Origin of the sequence: Fuerstiella marisgermanici (assembly GCF_001983935.1) — a bacterium.
GTDB lineage: Bacteria > Planctomycetota > Planctomycetia > Planctomycetales > Planctomycetaceae > Fuerstiella > Fuerstiella marisgermanici.
Window position 1 is genome coordinate 7017901 of sequence record NZ_CP017641.1, and the last position, 16982, is coordinate 7034882.

The 16982-nt window shown below is 56.1% G+C and carries 15 protein-coding genes; 11 read left to right on the forward strand and 4 right to left on the reverse strand.

The window, feature by feature from the left end:
* Nucleotides 1-6: 6 nt before the first annotated feature.
* A complete protein-coding gene (locus Fuma_RS26395) occupies nt 7-948 on the reverse strand; it encodes an aldo/keto reductase (protein ID WP_077028566.1) in 942 nt (313 codons plus the stop codon).
* A 312-nt stretch (nt 949-1260) separates the two neighbouring features.
* Between Fuma_RS26395 and Fuma_RS26400 the strand changes: the two genes are divergently transcribed.
* The 3 genes from Fuma_RS26400 (at nt 1261) to Fuma_RS26410 (ending at nt 5486) form a co-directional block, all read left to right on the forward strand.
* Nucleotides 1261-2319, forward strand: a complete 1059-nt coding sequence (locus Fuma_RS26400) for a fatty acid desaturase family protein (RefSeq protein ID WP_077026756.1) — start codon at nt 1261-1263, stop codon at nt 2317-2319.
* 160 nt (nt 2320-2479) lie between these two features.
* Nucleotides 2480-3886, forward strand: coding sequence for an arylsulfatase (locus Fuma_RS26405; protein WP_077026757.1), 1407 nt, complete (start codon nt 2480-2482; stop codon nt 3884-3886).
* A gap of 202 nt (nt 3887-4088) precedes the next feature.
* Entirely contained in the window at nt 4089-5486 is a 1398-nt protein-coding gene (locus Fuma_RS26410; RefSeq protein ID WP_083732640.1) for a sulfatase family protein, read from the forward strand.
* Between the two features lie 107 nt (nt 5487-5593).
* Here Fuma_RS26410 and Fuma_RS26415 read toward each other — a convergent pair whose 3' ends face one another.
* Nucleotides 5594-7009 (reverse strand): DUF1501 domain-containing protein, encoded by a 1416-nt coding sequence (locus Fuma_RS26415; protein WP_077026759.1) that lies wholly within the window; start codon nt 7007-7009, stop codon nt 5594-5596.
* 156 nt (nt 7010-7165) lie between these two features.
* Here Fuma_RS26415 and Fuma_RS26420 point away from each other — a divergent pair, with 156 nt between their 5' ends.
* The 4 genes from Fuma_RS26420 (at nt 7166) to Fuma_RS26435 (ending at nt 11529) form a co-directional block, all read left to right on the forward strand.
* Nucleotides 7166-7789 carry a hypothetical protein gene (locus Fuma_RS26420; protein WP_077026760.1) on the forward strand — a complete coding sequence of 208 codons (624 nt, stop codon included), beginning with the start codon at nt 7166-7168 and terminating at the stop codon, nt 7787-7789.
* A gap of 22 nt (nt 7790-7811) precedes the next feature.
* Nucleotides 7812-9293 (forward strand): vacuolar protein sorting-associated family 26 protein, encoded by a 1482-nt coding sequence (locus tag Fuma_RS26425; RefSeq protein ID WP_077026761.1) that lies wholly within the window; start codon nt 7812-7814, stop codon nt 9291-9293.
* Between the two features lie 194 nt (nt 9294-9487).
* Nucleotides 9488-10831: a tRNA (N(6)-L-threonylcarbamoyladenosine(37)-C(2))-methylthiotransferase MtaB gene (gene mtaB / locus Fuma_RS26430; RefSeq protein WP_083732343.1), complete on the forward strand. Its 1344-nt coding sequence runs from the start codon at nt 9488-9490 to the stop codon at nt 10829-10831.
* Entirely contained in the window at nt 10828-11529 is a 702-nt protein-coding gene (locus Fuma_RS26435; RefSeq protein ID WP_077026762.1) for a nucleoside/nucleotide kinase family protein, read from the forward strand. The genes mtaB and Fuma_RS26435 overlap by 4 nt, the downstream gene beginning before the upstream one ends.
* On the opposite strand, the gene scpB is transcribed toward Fuma_RS26435, so the two are convergent.
* Nucleotides 11483-12292, reverse strand: coding sequence for an SMC-Scp complex subunit ScpB (gene scpB, locus Fuma_RS26440; protein ID WP_077026763.1), 810 nt, complete (start codon nt 12290-12292; stop codon nt 11483-11485). The genes Fuma_RS26435 and scpB overlap by 47 nt on opposite strands.
* A complete protein-coding gene (locus Fuma_RS26445; protein WP_145944389.1) occupies nt 12289-12927 on the reverse strand; it encodes a hypothetical protein in 639 nt (212 codons plus the stop codon). Before Fuma_RS26445 ends, scpB begins: the two co-directional genes overlap by 4 nt.
* Nucleotides 12928-13291: 364 nt before the next feature.
* Here Fuma_RS26445 and Fuma_RS26450 point away from each other — a divergent pair, with 364 nt between their 5' ends.
* From Fuma_RS26450 to Fuma_RS26465, 4 genes are all read left to right on the forward strand, one after another.
* The gene (locus Fuma_RS26450) at nt 13292-14062 is read left to right on the forward strand and encodes a DUF1571 domain-containing protein (RefSeq protein WP_077026765.1); all 771 of its coding nucleotides are present in this window, start codon (nt 13292-13294) and stop codon (nt 14060-14062) included.
* 195 nt (nt 14063-14257) lie between these two features.
* A complete protein-coding gene (gene panC, locus Fuma_RS26455; protein ID WP_077026766.1) occupies nt 14258-15115 on the forward strand; it encodes a pantoate--beta-alanine ligase in 858 nt (285 codons plus the stop codon).
* A gap of 19 nt (nt 15116-15134) precedes the next feature.
* Nucleotides 15135-16280: a prolipoprotein diacylglyceryl transferase gene (locus Fuma_RS26460; protein WP_077026767.1), complete on the forward strand. Its 1146-nt coding sequence runs from the start codon at nt 15135-15137 to the stop codon at nt 16278-16280.
* Nucleotides 16281-16371: 91 nt separating this feature from the next.
* Nucleotides 16372-16947 carry a sigma-70 family RNA polymerase sigma factor gene (locus tag Fuma_RS26465; RefSeq protein ID WP_077026768.1) on the forward strand — a complete coding sequence of 192 codons (576 nt, stop codon included), beginning with the start codon at nt 16372-16374 and terminating at the stop codon, nt 16945-16947.
* Nucleotides 16948-16982 lie beyond the last annotated feature (35 nt).

The following is a 16982-nucleotide window of genomic DNA, read 5'->3' on the forward strand; positions in this document are numbered from 1 at the left end:
CCGAGGCTACTCGGGCTGATCGTTGTTTTCGGGGCGGCCTTCGATGTAGAACCAGTTGTGGATGGGTTTCAGGATTTCGAGCACTTCCTTGACCAGCGTTTCGTTCATCGGTTCTTCGGCCCAGTCGACCCATTCTGAGACTCGACCAGGATTTGCCGAGCCCGTGACGCAGGTGGCGAAGTCCGGATTGGCGATCGAAAACTGCAGCGCGAGTTTGGCAATATCGGTCCCGGCAGCCTGGCAGTGATCGGACGCTTTCTTTGCGACGGCTCTGACTTCCGGAGTTGCCTTGTGCCAATTGGGCAGCGTGGCGCTGGTAAGCAGCCGAGCCGAAAACGGAGCGGCGTTCATCAAGCCGACACCTTTGTCTTTGCAGGTGGGAACCAGCTCAAGAGCCATGTCGTTCTGCAGCGTGTAGTGGTTGTAGGTCAGCAGACAATCGATGTCGGCGTTGGCCAAAATGTATTTGAACATCTTCATGGGGTAGCCGCTGACCCCGATGTAGCGAACTTTGCCTTTCTCCACCTGCTTGCGAAGAGCGGGCAAAGTCTCTTCCACGATCTGTGACATCTCTACAAATTCGAGGTCGTGGCACAGCACGATGTCCAGGTGGTCCTGACGCATGCGTTCCAGTGAGATATCAACACTCTCTTCAACGCGGCGCGCACTGAAGTCGAAATGAACTCCGGAGTAGCGGCCCAGCTTGGTGCCGAGATAAAACTTTTCTCGGGGGATATCGGGCAGTACCTGACCGAGTAGAACTTCACTCATCCCGCGCCCGTAGAAAGGCGACGTGTCGATGAAGTTCATGCCGCGATCGATTGCGACATGAACGCTTCTCAGAGCTTCGGCGATATCGATTTTTCGGAACTCCGCGCCCATCGACGAAGCCCCGAAGGACAGGGGGGTGAGCTGTAGTTCGGTATTGCCGAGTTGACGCTTTTCCATTTTTGATAAGCTCTGAATGTAGATTGGGCCAGAAAACAGGCTTGAATTCGCGACCATTTTTCAGTGTTCGGATTCGGCCAACTTTTGCGGAATGTAGTGTTTTTTCGCTCCGCAATCGACTGACGCGCCGTTTTTGAGCTTCGAGACAGTGCCTGGAACGACCGGCAAAACCCGTGGAGTGCCTGCCCGGGCCAAATGTTGGGCATGTGTCACTAGCGATTGCTGGATTTCCGTGGAGTTTTGGTAAAAATGGGCCACGGCGATGATCGCTAACTATCCGCTTTGGGCCACGTTTTAGTACTGAACAATCGCATGTCTGTCACCCAGTTTACTGAGAATGAACTCAGTGATCTCGAAGATGAAGTGACGTTGCCGCTGTACGTTCTACTACCTTTAGGCGTGGTGGGACTGTACTCACTGGCATTCCCGTGGCCGGTGAATACGCTACCGGTGTATCTGGGCTGGCTGACGTTCACGACGTTTATCTTCTTTTGCTACACCAGTTGCTTTCACGAGACGGCTCATCAAACCCTAAGCCAGTCAGCGAAGTTAAGCGTCATCGTTGGGCGCGTGCTGGGAACGCTGATGTTCACGCCGTATTCGGTGTACCGCGAAAGCCATATTCGCCACCACGCTTATCTGAACAAGCCCACTGATTTCGAACTTTGGCCGTACAGCGATCCCAAGTCGCCCGTTTGGTTTCGCAGGGCCTTCGTCTGGTTTGACCTGGCCTTCGGGATTGTGACTGGTCCCTTCGTGTACGGTCGTACGTTCTTTCACAAAGACAGCCCCATTAAGAGTCCCGCGATTCGTCGAGCGACCTATTGGGAATACGCGGCAATTGTCGCGTTCTGGGGCAGCGTGCTGACAGCTTGTGCTGTTTACGACTTATGGTTCTACCTGCTCACCGTTTGGGTGCTGCCTCACTGGCTGGCGGGTGTGATGCAGACCGGTCGCAAGTTGACGGAGCATTTGGGCATGTCCAGCTACGACCCTCTGAAGGGGACTCGAACAGTCGTCGCAGACAATTGGTTCACTCGTCTGTGCACCTGGATGAATTTTGACATCTTCGTTCACGGTCCACACCACCGGCATCCCAAAGTTGCTCACAATCTTCTGCACCGGAAGATGAAGGAATACAAAGAGCAGACTCAGGAAGAATTTCCGATCTTCGCGACCTACCGCAAGGCCGCCGTTGCCATGCTGCCGTATCTGATTCGCAATCCGGGAGTCGGAATGAATGCAGGAGCCGCTTCGCCTGATGTTGAGAAGGTGAAAGACGTCGACAATTTCGTCGCCGACGTGGCGGAAGAGGTACTGGCGGATCGAGATTTGGAAACAGGCCGAGTGCAACAACAGGCAAGCGCCTGACGCCGAGACGCCATAGCAGACAGCGCGGTGGGGTAGCGAAGGACGTTGAAAGTCTTGTCCGCTGGCGTTGCCCGGGGTGGCGGCTGGAGGAGTTCAACAAAGAAGCCTGACGTTTCAAAGAGTCGGGCTTTTGAATTCGACCACAAACAGGAAGTACTGCATGCGACACTGTCTTCTCACGTTGTCCATCCTGTTGCTGCATTCCGTAAGTACCAACGCTGACAAGCCGAACATTATCTACATTCTGGCCGACGATGCAGGCTACGGTGACTTCGGCTGTTACGGTGGAACTCAATTGCCGACGCCGAACATCGACCGCATGGCAAGTGAGGGCATGAAGTTCACTCGGCACTACGCTGGCTGTACCGTGTGCGCTCCTTCACGCTGTGTGCTGATGACGGGACTGCACACCGGGCATTGCCGAATTCGAGGGAACAGCCCTGGTTTGCTGTTGGACGAAGACATCACGGTGGCAGAATTGCTGAAGGACGCTGGTTACAAAACCGCGTGCATCGGCAAGTGGGGCCTGGGAGCTCCGCCACCGTTGTCTGATCCGAACGATCACGGTTTCGACGAGTTCTACGGCTACATCAGCATGTGGCATGCTCACAACTTCTACCCCGAATTTCTGATTCGTAATGGCAAACAGGAAGCTCTACGCAACGTTAGCCAGAAACAATGGTCCGAGCAGGATGGTCGTGGCGTGGCCGTGAAACGGATCGATTATGTTCCTGATTTGCTTACGGAAGAGACGCTTAAATTCATACGCAACAACACGCAGCAACCGTTCTTCCTGTACTACGCCTTGAACGTGCCTCACGCCAACAACGAAGGCGGTCGGCACAATGATCGCCCCGAAAAGGGCATGGAAGTGCCGGACTTTGGGCCGTACGCGGCCAATGACTGGCCAGCCCCGGAAAAGGGTTTTGCGGCCATCATGCGAAACATTGATCGGGATGTCGGTCGCATTTTGGAAGAACTCAAGTCGCAGGGGATCGACGACAACACGATCGTGCTGTTCAGCAGCGACAACGGGCCTCATCAGGAAGGCGGCCATAAGATGGACTTCTTCGACAGCAACGGCCCGCTGCGAGGAATGAAACGCGATCTCTACGAAGGTGGCGTGCGAGTGCCACTGATCGTGCGTTGGCCGGGTCACGTCGAACAGAATTCAACCAGTAGTTACATCAGTGGCTTCCAGGACGTCCTGCCGACTTTGGCCGAGATCGCTTGCGCCGACATGCCGGATAACATTGATGGCATTTCTATGTTGCCAACACTGACAGGGCAAGGCGATCAGGCCGAGCACCAGTTCCTGTACTGGGAGTTCAGCGAACAAAAGGGCAAGCGCGCAGTATTGAAGGGCGACTGGAAACTGGTCCAGCTACAGGTGGCGACCGACGAGCCGTCTGGGTTCGAGCTTTACAACGTGGCGGAGGACATCGACGAATCGCAAAATCTGGCGGACGAACATCCCGAAAAAGTGAAACAGCTCGCTGCATTGCTGGATGCCGCTCACGTGCCGAACGAGCGGTATCCGCTGTGTCCGTCAGAGCGTGGCGATTGAACGACGACCGTGTTGGTGCGGTGAACCGACGGCGTGAGCTTCCTGTTTTTTCGATCTGACGAACGAGGCCGCAACCAACTCACTCACGTTCATACCAGAAGTCTGTCACAATCTGACATTAAGAGCGAAGCGAAACTTTTTGATTCGAATCGCGTCTCTCTGCTGGCTGATGTAAGTGAAACTGAATGAAAGCGGTGTCCGTATGAGTCGAGTCGTTATTGTTCTGTTTGTGTTCGGCACCGCAGCCGCCTTCGCCGATCCGCCCAACATTCTACTGATCGTCAGCGACGATCAACGCCCGGACACGATTCATGCTCTGGGCAACGACATCATCCAGACGCCGAATCTGGACCGGCTGGTGCAGCAGGGGAGCAGCTTTACGCGAGCGACGTGTGCGAACCCGATTTGCACTCCCAGCCGTGCCGAAATTCTGACCGGCAGCAGCGGCTTTCGGTGCGGCGTGATGGACTTCGGCAAACCCATCAACCCGGACATCCCCACGATGGCCAAGTGGTTTTCGGCTGCCGGATACGAATCGGTTTATGTTGGCAAATGGCACAACGATGGCCTGCCGATCGACCGAGGCTACGACTACACACGCGGACTGTATCGTGGCGGCGGTGGTAAGTTCTGGACGCCGAAGAACGATTTCGCGGGACGGCCAATGACAGGCTACCGCGGTTGGATTTTTCAGAACGATCAGCGTGAGCTGTTTCCCGAAAAAGGCGTGGGGCTGACGGCGGACATCAGTCGGCATTTTGCTGATGCCGCGATCAGCGTGATCGATTCCAAGCCTGACAAACCCTTCTTTCTGCACGTCAATTTCACCGCGCCTCACGACCCGTTGCTGTTGCCTCCGGGCTGGGAAGACACTTACGACCCGGCAAAGATGCCGCTGCCGAAAAATTTCCTGCCGGAGCATCCGTTTGACCATGGCAACTTTTCGGGACGTGACGAACAACTGTTCCAGTGGCCGCGAACGCCGGAAGAAACGGGACGGGAAATCGCAGCCTATTACGCCGTGATTTCTCATATGGATCAGCAGATCGGCCGCATTCTGGAAGCCGTTGATCGCAGTGATCAGGCGAAGGATACGATCGTTATTTTCACCAGCGATCATGGTCTTGCGGTGGGAAGCCATGGGCTGCGAGGCAAGCAAAGCATGTATGAACACACGATTGGTGTTCCGCTGCTGATGCGCGGCAACGGCATTCCGAAAGGTGAACGTTTTTCGGCTCAGTGCTACTTAAGAGATCTGTTTCCAACCATTTGCGATCTCGCGGGAATCGATGGTTCAGGCGAAGCGATTGATGGCAAGTCCCTGCAACCGGTCCTGGATGGCACAGCAACCCAGGTTCACGACTTTGTGGTCGGCTACTTTCGCAACTTCCAGCGAATGATCCGCACGGACGAATGGAAATACATCGAGTACCCAGCCGTAAATCGTCAGCAACTATTTCGCTTAAGCAGCGACCCGGACGAACAACACAACCTGATCAATGACGAACAACATGCCGACGTTCGTGATTCACTTCGGTCACGCATGGTTGACTGGTTTCAGCGACAGGGCGACAGCGTGTACGCGACGAAAAAACCTTAAAGCGTGTTACGCTGAATTGTGGCCGCTGAAGAAGCGTTTCGTACTAAGAAGGCTGTTTGCCACGAGCCCGAACCGTCCACGACAAAAGGTAAACTGCTTTAGCTGCGCTACGCCAGCACTTCTTCGATCACGCGGCCGTGCACGTCTGTGAGCCGGAAGTCGCGACCCTGGAAGCGGTACGTCAGTTGTTCGTGATTCAGGCCCAGCAGGTGCAGTATCGTGGCCTGTAAGTCATGAACATGCGTCGCGCCTTCGACAACTCCGAAGCCCAGTTCATCCGTGCGGCCAAGAGTCACGCCTGGCTTTGTGCCGCCGCCGGCCATCCACATCGTGAAGGCGTCGATGTGGTGGTCTCGGCCGGTGGACGCTCGTATTTCACCCATCGGTGTGCGCCCGAATTCTCCGCCCCACACGACCAGAGTGTCGTCCAGCATCCCCTGTTGCTTCAGGTCCTGCACCAGCGCGGCCGATGCCTGGTCGACCTGTTTGCACCGCAGAGGAAGGTCCGCGTTTAAGGATTCTGTACCTCCGTGATGGTCCCAGTTGGTGTGGTACAACTGCACAAATCGAACACCACGCTGAACCAGTCTTCGAGCCAGCAGGGCATTGTTGGCGAATGAAGGTTTGCCTGGTTCGGCTCCATACAGATCCATCACGCTCTTCGGTTCACTGTTGATGTCCATCAGTTCGGGAGCACTCATTTGCATGCGATAGGCCATTTCGTACGCAGCGATACGAGTCTGAATTTCCGGATCGCCAACCGTGTCGAATCGAGCCTGATTGAGATTGCGAACGGCACTCGTGAATTCCTGTTGAGCCGATTCATCAAAGCCGGTGGGACTCTGCAGATTAAGAATTGGATCGCCTTGCCCTCGAAAAGGGACTCCCTGATGATTGCTGGGGATAAACCCGCTGGACCACAATGCAGAACCACCCCGAGGTCCTCGCGGGCCGGACTGCAGCACAACAAAGCCCGGCAGATTTTGTGATTCGCTGCCGATGCCGTAAGTCACCCATGAACCAATCGACGGGCGACCGGGTTGAGGCGAGCCGGTTTGCATAAAGATTTTGGCGGGCCCGTGATTGAACACATCGGTGTTCATGCCCTTCAACCAACACACATCGTCCACAATGTTGCGGTGATGCGGCAGCAGGTCGCTTAGCTGAACGTCGCTTTCACCGTAACGGCCAAAACGTGGCTGAGGCCCCAGCAGTTTTTCCGTGCCTTTCAGGAAGGCGAAGCGGCGATCTTTGGTGAAGCTTTCCGGCGGAGCCTGCCCGTGTAGTTCGGCGAGTTTGGGTTTGTAGTCAAACAATTCCAGATGACTGGGCCCGCCCGCCATAAACAGAAAAATGACCGCTTTGGCTTTGGGTGTGGAGTGCGGCTGCAGCGAACGTTCTGCGGCTGTAGACGATTCGCCCGCCAGCAATGACGCCAGCCCGACCGAACCGATGCTAAGACCCGCATTGCCCAGAAAAGCACGACGGTTAGCGGAGTTGCAGTTTATTGGCGGTTGGGTCATGGTTGCGGGTACAGTCCGGGAAAAGACGGGACGGCAGAAGGTTGAGTGTACTCAGGCAGATGCCTCGTGGAAATGATAACTCGTCCAGACACTGCGTCCGCAGCAGTTCTTTTCAACGTGCATGACGAATGTTTGTCGCGTAGTTAACATCCGGGTATGAACGCGTCCTCAACCCTTAGGCTGCCCTACGAACACTTGAATCTGCGGCGAAATCCCTTCGGCGAACTGTCGCTTGAGGAATGGGCCACGCTGGCGATTGTTGACGTCGAAGCTGCAGTACATCGCCTGCGGCAGCCACGCCACACTGTTCAGTTCATCGGCGAGAAAGGGTACGGCAAGACGACTCATTTGCTGGCGATTCGATCGCGATTTCCGGACGCGGGTTACGTGCATATCCCGGAAGGCCAGCGCGCGGCGGTTCCGGCGGGCGCCCCCATAATTATCGACGAAGCTCAGCGATTGACATGGTGGCAGCGACTGACCACATTCCGTGCTCACGTGCCGTTGGTTCTGGGGACTCACCGCGACTTCACAGGCGAACTCCTGAGGTCCGGGCGCACGGTGGAAACGATTCGTGTTGAGCACGCGACGAACGCGGAACGTCTGCAGCAACTGTTGAACGCTCGCATTGAAAAATCACGACGTGACGCCGGAGCGATTCCGTCGATCAGTTCGGGGACGGTGCACCGATTGCTGAAAAAGTACGGCCCCGACATACGGAGTGCCATTCACGAGATGTACGTCACGTTTCAAAGCCTCAATAACATTCGCTGTGTATAAAGAAGTCTGAACGGAACGAAAAATGTCCAGGTGCGATATCCAAATTACGTTCGACCAGCCTGACCGCACTTACCGGGGGGGCGATACCGTCACTGGGGAAGTTCACATCAAGGTGAACAAAGACATTCGCTGCAACGGTATCCTGCTGACGTATTACTGGAAGACTCACGGCCGCGGCAACACGGACACCGGAGAGAAGAAGGACATTGTGTTGTCAGAAATGGTGCCTCTTCAAAGCGGCGAAGAGCTGTTGCTGCCGTTTGAATTTCAGGCAGACGCCTGGCCGCTGACGTATCGCGGCCACTACATCAACGTCGATCACTATGTGAAGGTTGCCGTCGACGTGCCCTGGGCGATTGATCCGAAACACGAGGAAGAATTCATTCTGCAGGCTGGCGAACGGCCAGCGGAGATTACCGGCGATCGCAGCGAAATTGTTAAGCTTGAAGCCAAGGCCATCGAAGTCAAGGGGCTTGCTAAGGGATGCCTTATTGCGTTCCTGGTTGTCCTTGGGTTGGCGCTCGGGCCAGTATTCATTTTCCTCGGACCCATTCTCCTTGTTGGAGCCGGTTGCTATTGGGCGTGGAAGAAAGCGATCGCCAGCCGAGTCGGAGATGTGGAATTCACCGTGCCCCATGTCGTGGTCGCGCCTGGCGAACAGATGCCGGTGGAGTTGAATTTTACGCCGAAGAAATCGTTCATGATCAATGGCATTACGGCCAAACTGATTGCGGAAGAATCCGCTACGTCGGGCAGTGGTACCAATGCCACAACTCACCGGCACAAACTTCACGAAGAGACTCAGGTCTTAATGCCTGCGGGCGTGCTGCAGGGCGGCATGGAGGTGTCCGAATCGTTCTGCGTGGCGATTCCACCACTGGAAGCGTGGAGCCTGAAGGCACCGTCGAACAAAGTGAACTGGCGCATCGAAACGCGGATCGATATTCCTCGTTTCCCAGACTGGAAAAAGTCGACAGAACTGCAAGTTGTGGCCGCAGAGTTTCTGGATGGCGAATCACCCAGGATTGACGCCAGCAACGACACAGACACGTCGTCGGTGACTGCCGCCGAAGACTGGATGGATTCCGGACCGGCAACTCGGCGAGCCGATGTTCCGCCACCCATCGGCCAATCCGCTGATGGCGAGAGTGTCGCGCCGCTGCTGACGTTGATCAACGGAATCAAACAGGCCGGACGGTTTGGCAACGAACGCTCCGAAATCCTTTCGGCGGCGAAGGGGCACACCTACGACATCGATATCGTTGTTGATCGAGTTACGTCGACGTATGGCTTTTCGGGCGAAACTCGTCAACACCGCAACGGCAGGACAATTACCGGCAAACTGGCTGGAACAGATCAGCCTGTCCAGCTTTTCACCGTCGACAGCTCAAACGATTCGGTCGAACATCTGCAACGCGGCCATTCGTACCAGACGCTGGCTTCCGTGCAGTCGTGGGATTCGCTGTACGATCGGCTGGTGCTGCTGGAAGTACCGTTCGAATAAAAAACGCGTCTCAAAATCGCCCGTTTCCATCGTAAGTAGAGGAATTTCAGACATCTCGCGATACCACAATTGCGGATCGGCGGCGGGGACATCACTATCTGTCAGTCAATAGTGCAGAAGCCTGAAATCCATCGGAATGAACGCCGTTGGCGTACGTCAATTTTCCTCTGCCGCATGATTGAAGGTCATTCGCCGTGGTCAATCCCGAACGAACCTGTCGCCTTGTGACGCTCGGCTGCAAGGTGAATCAATACGAAACTCAACTGGTCCGCGAATCCTTGCGCGCCGGCGGGTTCAGGGAAGCCGCGGATGACGAATCGGCCGACCTGTGCGTCGTGAATACGTGTACCGTGACGAACACGGGCGACAGCAAGTCACGACAGGTGATTCGCCAACTGGCTCGAAAGAATCCTGGCACGAAAACAATCGTGATGGGCTGCTACGCCACACGAGACCCGCAGGCGGTCAGCGAACTTCCCAATGTGATCGAAGTTGTCACCGACAAACGCGAACTGCCGGATGTGCTGGGACGGTTTGGCATCGTCGACATGCCCGCCGGGATCAGCGAATTCGAAGGTCATCATCGAGCGTTTGTGAAGATTCAGGACGGCTGTATCCTGAAATGTTCGTACTGCATCATTCCGACCGTCCGACCTGGCCTTCGCAGCCGCCGCCCGCAAAGCATCGAAGACGAGATTCGCCGACTGGTTGACAACGGCTACCGCGAAATCGTGATCAGCGGCGTTCACGTGGGGCACTTTGGGATCGACACGAATAACCTTCCGCCCGGTGAGAAACCGGAACGACTGTGGGATCTGTTCCGTCGCCTCGACCGGATTCCGGGTGATTGGCGGATGCGTCTGTCCAGCATTGAAACGGTCGAAGTGAACGACGACTTCATCAAGGCGGCCGGCGACTGCGAACACCTCTGTCCTCAGTTTCATCCGGCGCTGCAAAGCGGATCTGATTCTGTGCTGCAACGGATGCGAAGACGCTACCGAGTAGACCGGTTTCTACAGCGACTTGATCAGATTCGCGACATGCTGGGCAACGATCCAGCCTTCACAACGGACGTCATCGTTGGGTTCCCTGGCGAAACCGATGCGGAATTCGAACAGACGCTGGAAACATGCCGACAGGCTCGTTTTATGAAGGTGCACGTGTTTCCGTTTAGTAAACGCGATGGAACCCCGGCTGCAACTTTCGAAAACCAGGTGCCGCCTCAGGTCATTAAAGATCGAGTGCAGGCGCTGGGGGATCTTGAGCGGGAACTGGCTCTGGATTTCTACCGTAGCCGCATTGACTCACGCGCTGAGCAAGTTGTGCTGGCGGAACGAATGTGTGACGAACGCCCCGGTTGGGTGAAGGGCACAGATCAGTGGTACATCCCCACGGAAGTGCCCGGCGAAGAAAGCGACCTCGGCAACTTCGTTCGCTGTGTCGCTGAAGATGCAGATCGAAATCGCGTGCTCGCCATTCGCACGGACGGCCATTCTGTAACTCCGCAACATGCACTATCAACTCTGGACGCACCATGACCGCCCTGATCGCTATCGAAGGAATTGACGGAGCAGGGAAGGGAACTCAGTGTAAGCACCTGGTGGACCGGCTGACGGCTGCCGGAGTCCGCACGGCGGGACTCCAGTTCCCTCGTTATTCCGAAACCACATTCGGTGCGGCGATTGGCGATTTTTTGAATGGTCGGTTTGGGTCGTTGGATCAGGTGCATCCGCAGCTTGCGGCGGTGCTATACGCCGGAGATCGTTTCGAATCGAAGCAGGTGCTGCAACAGGCGGTGGACACGCACGATGTCGTGGTGCTCGACCGCTTCACAGGCTCGAACCTGGCTCATCAGTCGGCCAAGCTGCAGGGCGAAGAACGAGCCGAATTATTGAAGTGGATCGATCATGTGGAACACGTCGTCTTCGGCCTGCCGCGACCGGACCTGAATATCCTGATCGACATCAGTTCGAACTGGAGCCGTGAACTCGTCAGTCGCAAAGCGGCGCGCGACTACACGGACAACGAAGCCGATATTCAGGAAGCGAATTTGCCGTATCTGGAGAAGGTGCGAGCCTGCTATGTGACGGTGGCAGAACAGCGCGACGACTGGCAGATTGTCGAAAGTCTAAACGAAGATGGCGAACTGCGTTCGGTCCGCGATATCAACGACGAAGTCTTTGAACTGATCAAGCCGCTTGCTGGTCTGCCGGATCCTCAGATTCCGGTGAAGTAGGCTCGGCCGCATTCGCGGACTCAGCACCCGCCGCTTCGCTCAAGTCTTCATCGCCCACCATTTTGACCTCGCGCTGACGACCAATCGTTTCGTAGTCGGGCAGGTCTTCGACGCGGCCCAGGCCGAACATGTCCAAAAACTGTCGCGTGGTCACATACAAGAATGGTCGCCCCAGAGAATCTTCTTCGCCCCCGACGCGTACGAGGCTTCGATCGATCAATTGGCGGATCATGTCTGAAGACTGCACGCCGCGAATTGATTCGACGGCAGCTCGCGTGATCGGCTGCTGATACGCGACGATCGTCAGCGTCTCCATCATCGGCTGCGACAGCTTCATTTGCGATTGGCGCTGATGCAAACGGTCCAGCCATGTGACGAGTGTCGGCCGAGTCATCATCAGAAAGCCGGTGGCCGTGCGTTCGATGCGGAATGCCGAATTGGTCATGTCGTAGCTGGTGTTCAGTAGCTCAATCAACTGCTGAGCTTCTTTTCCATCCACCAGGCCTGCCTGCTGAGCGACCTTCTTTGGCGATAGTGGCGTCCGTGAAATGAGTAGCACGGCTTCCAGGCGAGCCAGGCGTTTGGACCTCACGAGTGTTCCGTTGGCCGCGATCTTCGAATCGTCGATCGTGTCCTTCAATACAAACAGTGGCCCGCTGCGCATTCGGCCGCGCTGCAGTTCGCAGGTTTCGCTTGAGCGGCCAATTTGCGATTTCGCGAATGCCGGACTCAGCGGACGCAATGAACGGCGGGGACCAATCATTCCGCTTGAGTTTCCTGCCAGCGGCGAGCCTGTCCGATCACGTCAGCGATGGCCGCCGCGCGCGAGTTTGCAACGGCACTAAACCGATAACTGACAATGCCCTGACCGGCTCTGAAGAAGGCGACGAAACCAACTGTCTGATCGCCAGGCGAGAACCAAAGTGTGCGTCGAACTCCCATTTGCTTTAGCTGAGCCATCAACTGGCCAATTTGGGGATCGGCGGCCAAATCGACCGGCGGCGGTTGGGCAGTATTGATCGGAGAAGCGGTTGTAGGGGGTGCGCTCGCAACAGGGGGGGCACCGAAACTGGATTCGAAGTCATCCGCCAGTGCCGTCCCGCTCGCTTCGGCAAACAGGTCGTCATCGAGCCCGGCGCTGTCGTCAGCCGTATCTGGCTCGAATTCGGAAGCTGATTCCGTGACTTCCGTAAAAAGATCCTCAAACGGATCTAAATTACCATCTTTGCCAGCAGATTCCGCAGACTCACCGCTTACGGCGCGCGTACCGGCAGACAGCAGGCTGTGCAGCAAACTGCCTTCCTGATCGGCTGGCCGCAGCAACGCTAGTGCGGGAACCACGATCAGTGGCAGAGTCATGATGAATGTTGTGAGCGGTCCGCCGCGTGAGGAGTCCATTCCAATTTCCACGTCAAATTCTGGAGAATCCTTCTCCAATCAGGCAGATATTGCCGAAGTGTATAAATATGTCCGAAACGCCACAATCTCAGTTTGGGCCGGGCACTATTCGGCATATCGCGGGCACGGACAAGGTGTGATTCAGCCGATATAACTAAAAAAGTGGAGAACTTCACTGCCACGGCGGCGTGTCTCTGCCAGCAATTCGCCTGAATGGGTCTTTTTTTTGGCTCACCAGGTATAGAATAGTCTTCTGAAAAGTCGGGTTAGTCGCCGGCCAGCGGGCGACACTGATTCGGATTCGAATCGGGAAATTTTTTAAGAAGTTTGGGGCTCAACCGCCTTCAACTGTTTGGGTAACGTCATGCGAATTCCACGAATTCAATTCTGTCTGTTGCTGTGTTTTATCGCGGCACCGAGTCTTGTTCGCGCCGAAGAAGCGGACAAGCCGAGCGAGCATCCACTGGCGCCTGCGATTCGGTATGCGAAATCGTGCCTCGAAAAAGTTGAGGCGATGCCAGGCTACACTGCGACCTTCTACAAGAAGGAAGTCGTTGGCTCGACCACTGTGTCGCACCAGATGCAGATCAAAATTCGGCACAAGCCTTTTAGCGTCTACCTGCACTTCGACAAGCCTCACACAGGCCGCGAAGTGCTGTATGTCGAAGGCCAAAACGACGGCAAACTGGTCGCTCACGCCGCCGGATTGCTTAGCATTGCCGGCTCAATGGAACTGGCACCGACCGACCCGATGGCGATGAGTGACAATCGGTACCCAATCACCATGGCAGGAATTGCCAACATGGTTCGCCAAACGATTAAGACGTGGGAAGAAGAAGCAAAATATCAGGGTACGGAAGTCAAGTACTTCAAAGATGCCAAGTTGGGCGACATGACGTGCCGCGTGATTGAGAGCACTCATCCAAAGCCGTTTCGCCAGTTCAAAAATCACAAAGTGCGTTTGTGGGTTGATTCGGCCACCGGAATTCCGGTTCGTATTCAAACGTTTGGGTTTCCAAGAAAGGCCGGTGCCCCGGCGCCCATCGTGGAGGACTACACCTTCATGAATGTGAAGACGGACGTTCGCCTGTCCGATGCCGATTTCGACCGCAACAACCGGAAATACAGCTTCTAGAGCAGTGTCCTTGTTGCTGTGGCCGGTCGGGGCTCGTGGGAAACAGCCTTCGTAGTCCGAAACGCCTGTTCCGCGGCCACAAGTCAGCGAGATTCGCTGTAGAGCGCACTGTCGGCAGAAATCAGGATCATAGAAGCCCGGCTTTTGATAAAGCCGGGCTTTTTTCTTTTGTGCCTCCAACAACAACGCACGCTCATGATTGTTGAAGCAAAACCAAACGCCGTTCGAAAACTTGTCCAACAACAGCGCAGTCGCGGGGCCGTTGTCGGAGTCGTCCCGACGATGGGAGCTCTGCATGCCGGGCACGTCAGCCTGGTCGAAGCGGCTCGGGCGAGCTGCGATTTCGTCGTCGCAACAATCTTTGTTAACCCGACGCAATTCGGCCCGAACGAAGACTTCGGACGCTATCCGCGAACTCTGGAAGATGACCTGAGCCGCTGCAAAAACGCGGATGCAGACCTTGTTTTTACGCCCGATACGTCAGACATGTATCTGGCCGACGCCGAAACGACCGTTCGGGTCAATAAGCTCACAACGAAGCTGGAAGGTGCAATGCGGCCCGGGCATTTTGACGGAGTAACGACCATCGTGGCAAAGCTGTTTAACGTCACGGTTCCGGATCGAGCCTACTTCGGGCAGAAGGATTATCAGCAGCAGCTTGTCATCAAACGAATGGTCCGCGACCTTGACTGGGGCATCGAAGTCGTGACGTGCCCGATTATTCGTGAGCCCGATGGTCTCGCGATGAGCAGCCGTAATCGTTACCTGTCGCCGGACGATCGTCAGCGAGCGTTGGCGTTGCAGCGAGCGTTGCGGTTTGCGGCTGACCGGGCAGAGAATTCGGGGGACTCTGCGGCCGAAATTCAGGCCCAAATGCGGCAGATGATTTCCTCGACCGACGGGGTAGAATTGGACTACGCCGTCATCGTCGACTCGGAAACGCTGGAAAACGTGGACGATCGCCCGGCCACAGCCACGGCATTGGTCGCGGCGAAACTGGGCAAAACGCGGCTGATTGATAATCAGATTCTGCGATTTCGCCCTGCGGCATAAATCGGCTACATTATTTCGCATGCGAAAAGTCTTACTCAGAATCGTCTTCGACCAATACTGGCGAATGGAATCGGTCGGCAACGAACTGCTGGTCGGTTGTGGCTGGGTTCTGGCCGTGTGGGCGCTGATTGCGCTGGTGAGTCTCGGTGTCCTGTGGCGAGTCACGCGGGATTCCAAACAAGTGCTGTCGTCGCTGGTGTTTTGGGGGGCAGTGCCCGCTGGCGTTGCGATGATTCCGCTCATCAGCCAGCCGCTGGCCAATTCGGGCGTACCGCTCTTCGGCTATGGCTTCATGCTGTTCGTTGGATTTTCCACCGCCACGTTTCTGGCCAGTCGGCGAGCGAAGTCGGTTGGCCTTGATGCCGACGTGATCTGGGATTTGATGATGTGGCTTTTGATTCCCGGCATCATCGGGGCTCGAATCGTTTACCTCATGCAATACGGCGACAAAGTATTCGCCGGCAAACAGGGTCTGGAAATCCTGAAAGCGACAATCGCTTTATGGGATGGCGGCATCGTGTTCTACGGCTGCATCATTGGCGGCGTGGTGGGCATGCTGGCGTATTGCCGGAAGTACAATATCCGCCCACTGCAGCTTGGCGACGTCCTGATGCCGTCGCTGTTTGTGGGGCTCGGCTTTGGTCGCATAGGCTGTTTTCTGTATGGCTGCTGCTTCGGCGCGGCCTGTTCGCTGCCGTGGGCGGTTCACTTTCCTTCTGACAGTATGACGTTCGAAAGCCTTGCGGCGCGGTCGGAGGCCACTCAGCAGAAGCTGTTGGAAGCCGACGGCGTTCCTATCGCGACATCCGCGTTAAAATCCGTCGCACCGGGCACGGAACTCACAACAATCGCACTGCACCCGTCACAGATCTACAGCTCTGTGCTGGCATTTGCTCTGGCGGGACTGCTGATGTGGTTCTTCCGCCGCCGCCCGTTTGAAGGTGCCGTTCTTGCGCTGGGCTGGATTCTGTATCCGATCAATCGGTTTGTGCTGGAGATCATTCGGGATGACGAACCGGGTCGCATGGGGACGGGCCTGACGTTTTCGCAGCTGATGAGTATCGGCCTGTTCGTGTCGGGTTGCGGCCTGATGATCTGGCTGCAACGGAAAAACGGCGACATCCCCACCGGAGCCAACGGAAAGCTGGCGACGAAAGTGAAATAGGTCGCTCGATTGCCAACGGCGGTGGAATTCGGTCGAATTCGCATCCTGTCGGCCACTTCTTCAGTCGTACCCGCAAGCCCACATTCACCGCGTGGACCAACCTTCCGACAATCAGCTCATACAGCAGGCAACGGACGGCAGTTCGGATGCCTTCGGCGTGCTGGTGCAACGCTACCAGGACCGTCTCGTCCACAGTCTTGAACACGCGCTCGGTTCGCGCGATGACGCATTGGACGCCGCTCAGCAGGCATTCGTGTCTGCGTGGAAGAACCTGAAATCGTTCCGCCAGGATGCTGCTTTCTATTCGTGGCTGTACCGCATCGCCATGAACGCTGCTATCACTCGTAAACGTCGACAGCGATTGCCGACCCAGTCTCTGGACCGCCATGTGGCCGCGACGGGCCATTCGCCCACGGATGACAGTGCCGATACCAATCCGGAATCCCGCATGGTCAGTGCGGAGCACGTTGAACTGGTGCAGAATGCGTTGCTACAACTGGCCGAAGAATTTCGCCAGCCGCTGGTGCTGAAAGAAATCGACGGGATGTCCTACGAAGAAATCGCCAGCATTCTCGACATTCCCATCGGCACCGTCCGAAGTCGGATCTTCCGGGCTCGACGAGAATTGACCGAGCGGCTGGAACGCATTTTTCGCAGCGAACAGTGATGAACGGCTACCTGAAAGGATCGTGTCGCCCGCAG

Coding starts and splice junctions, on each gene's coding strand:
- panC (WP_077026766.1), top strand. CDS start 14,258: ATGATTGTTGAAGCAAAACCAAACGCCGTTCGAAAACTTGTCCAACAA.
- Fuma_RS26445 (WP_145944389.1), bottom strand. CDS start 12,927: ATGGACTCCTCACGCGGCGGACCGCTCACAACATTCATCATGACTCTG.
- Fuma_RS26395 (WP_077028566.1), bottom strand. CDS start 948: ATGGAAAAGCGTCAACTCGGCAATACCGAACTACAGCTCACCCCCCTG.
- Fuma_RS26405 (WP_077026757.1), top strand. CDS start 2,480: ATGCGACACTGTCTTCTCACGTTGTCCATCCTGTTGCTGCATTCCGTA.
- Fuma_RS26410 (WP_083732640.1), top strand. CDS start 4,089: ATGAGTCGAGTCGTTATTGTTCTGTTTGTGTTCGGCACCGCAGCCGCC.
- Fuma_RS26425 (WP_077026761.1), top strand. CDS start 7,812: ATGTCCAGGTGCGATATCCAAATTACGTTCGACCAGCCTGACCGCACT.
- Fuma_RS26420 (WP_077026760.1), top strand. CDS start 7,166: ATGAACGCGTCCTCAACCCTTAGGCTGCCCTACGAACACTTGAATCTG.
- Fuma_RS26415 (WP_077026759.1), bottom strand. CDS start 7,009: ATGACCCAACCGCCAATAAACTGCAACTCCGCTAACCGTCGTGCTTTT.
- Fuma_RS26460 (WP_077026767.1), top strand. CDS start 15,135: ATGCGAAAAGTCTTACTCAGAATCGTCTTCGACCAATACTGGCGAATG.
- Fuma_RS26400 (WP_077026756.1), top strand. CDS start 1,261: ATGTCTGTCACCCAGTTTACTGAGAATGAACTCAGTGATCTCGAAGAT.
- scpB (WP_077026763.1), bottom strand. CDS start 12,292: ATGATTGGTCCCCGCCGTTCATTGCGTCCGCTGAGTCCGGCATTCGCG.
- Fuma_RS26435 (WP_077026762.1), top strand. CDS start 10,828: ATGACCGCCCTGATCGCTATCGAAGGAATTGACGGAGCAGGGAAGGGA.
- Fuma_RS26450 (WP_077026765.1), top strand. CDS start 13,292: ATGCGAATTCCACGAATTCAATTCTGTCTGTTGCTGTGTTTTATCGCG.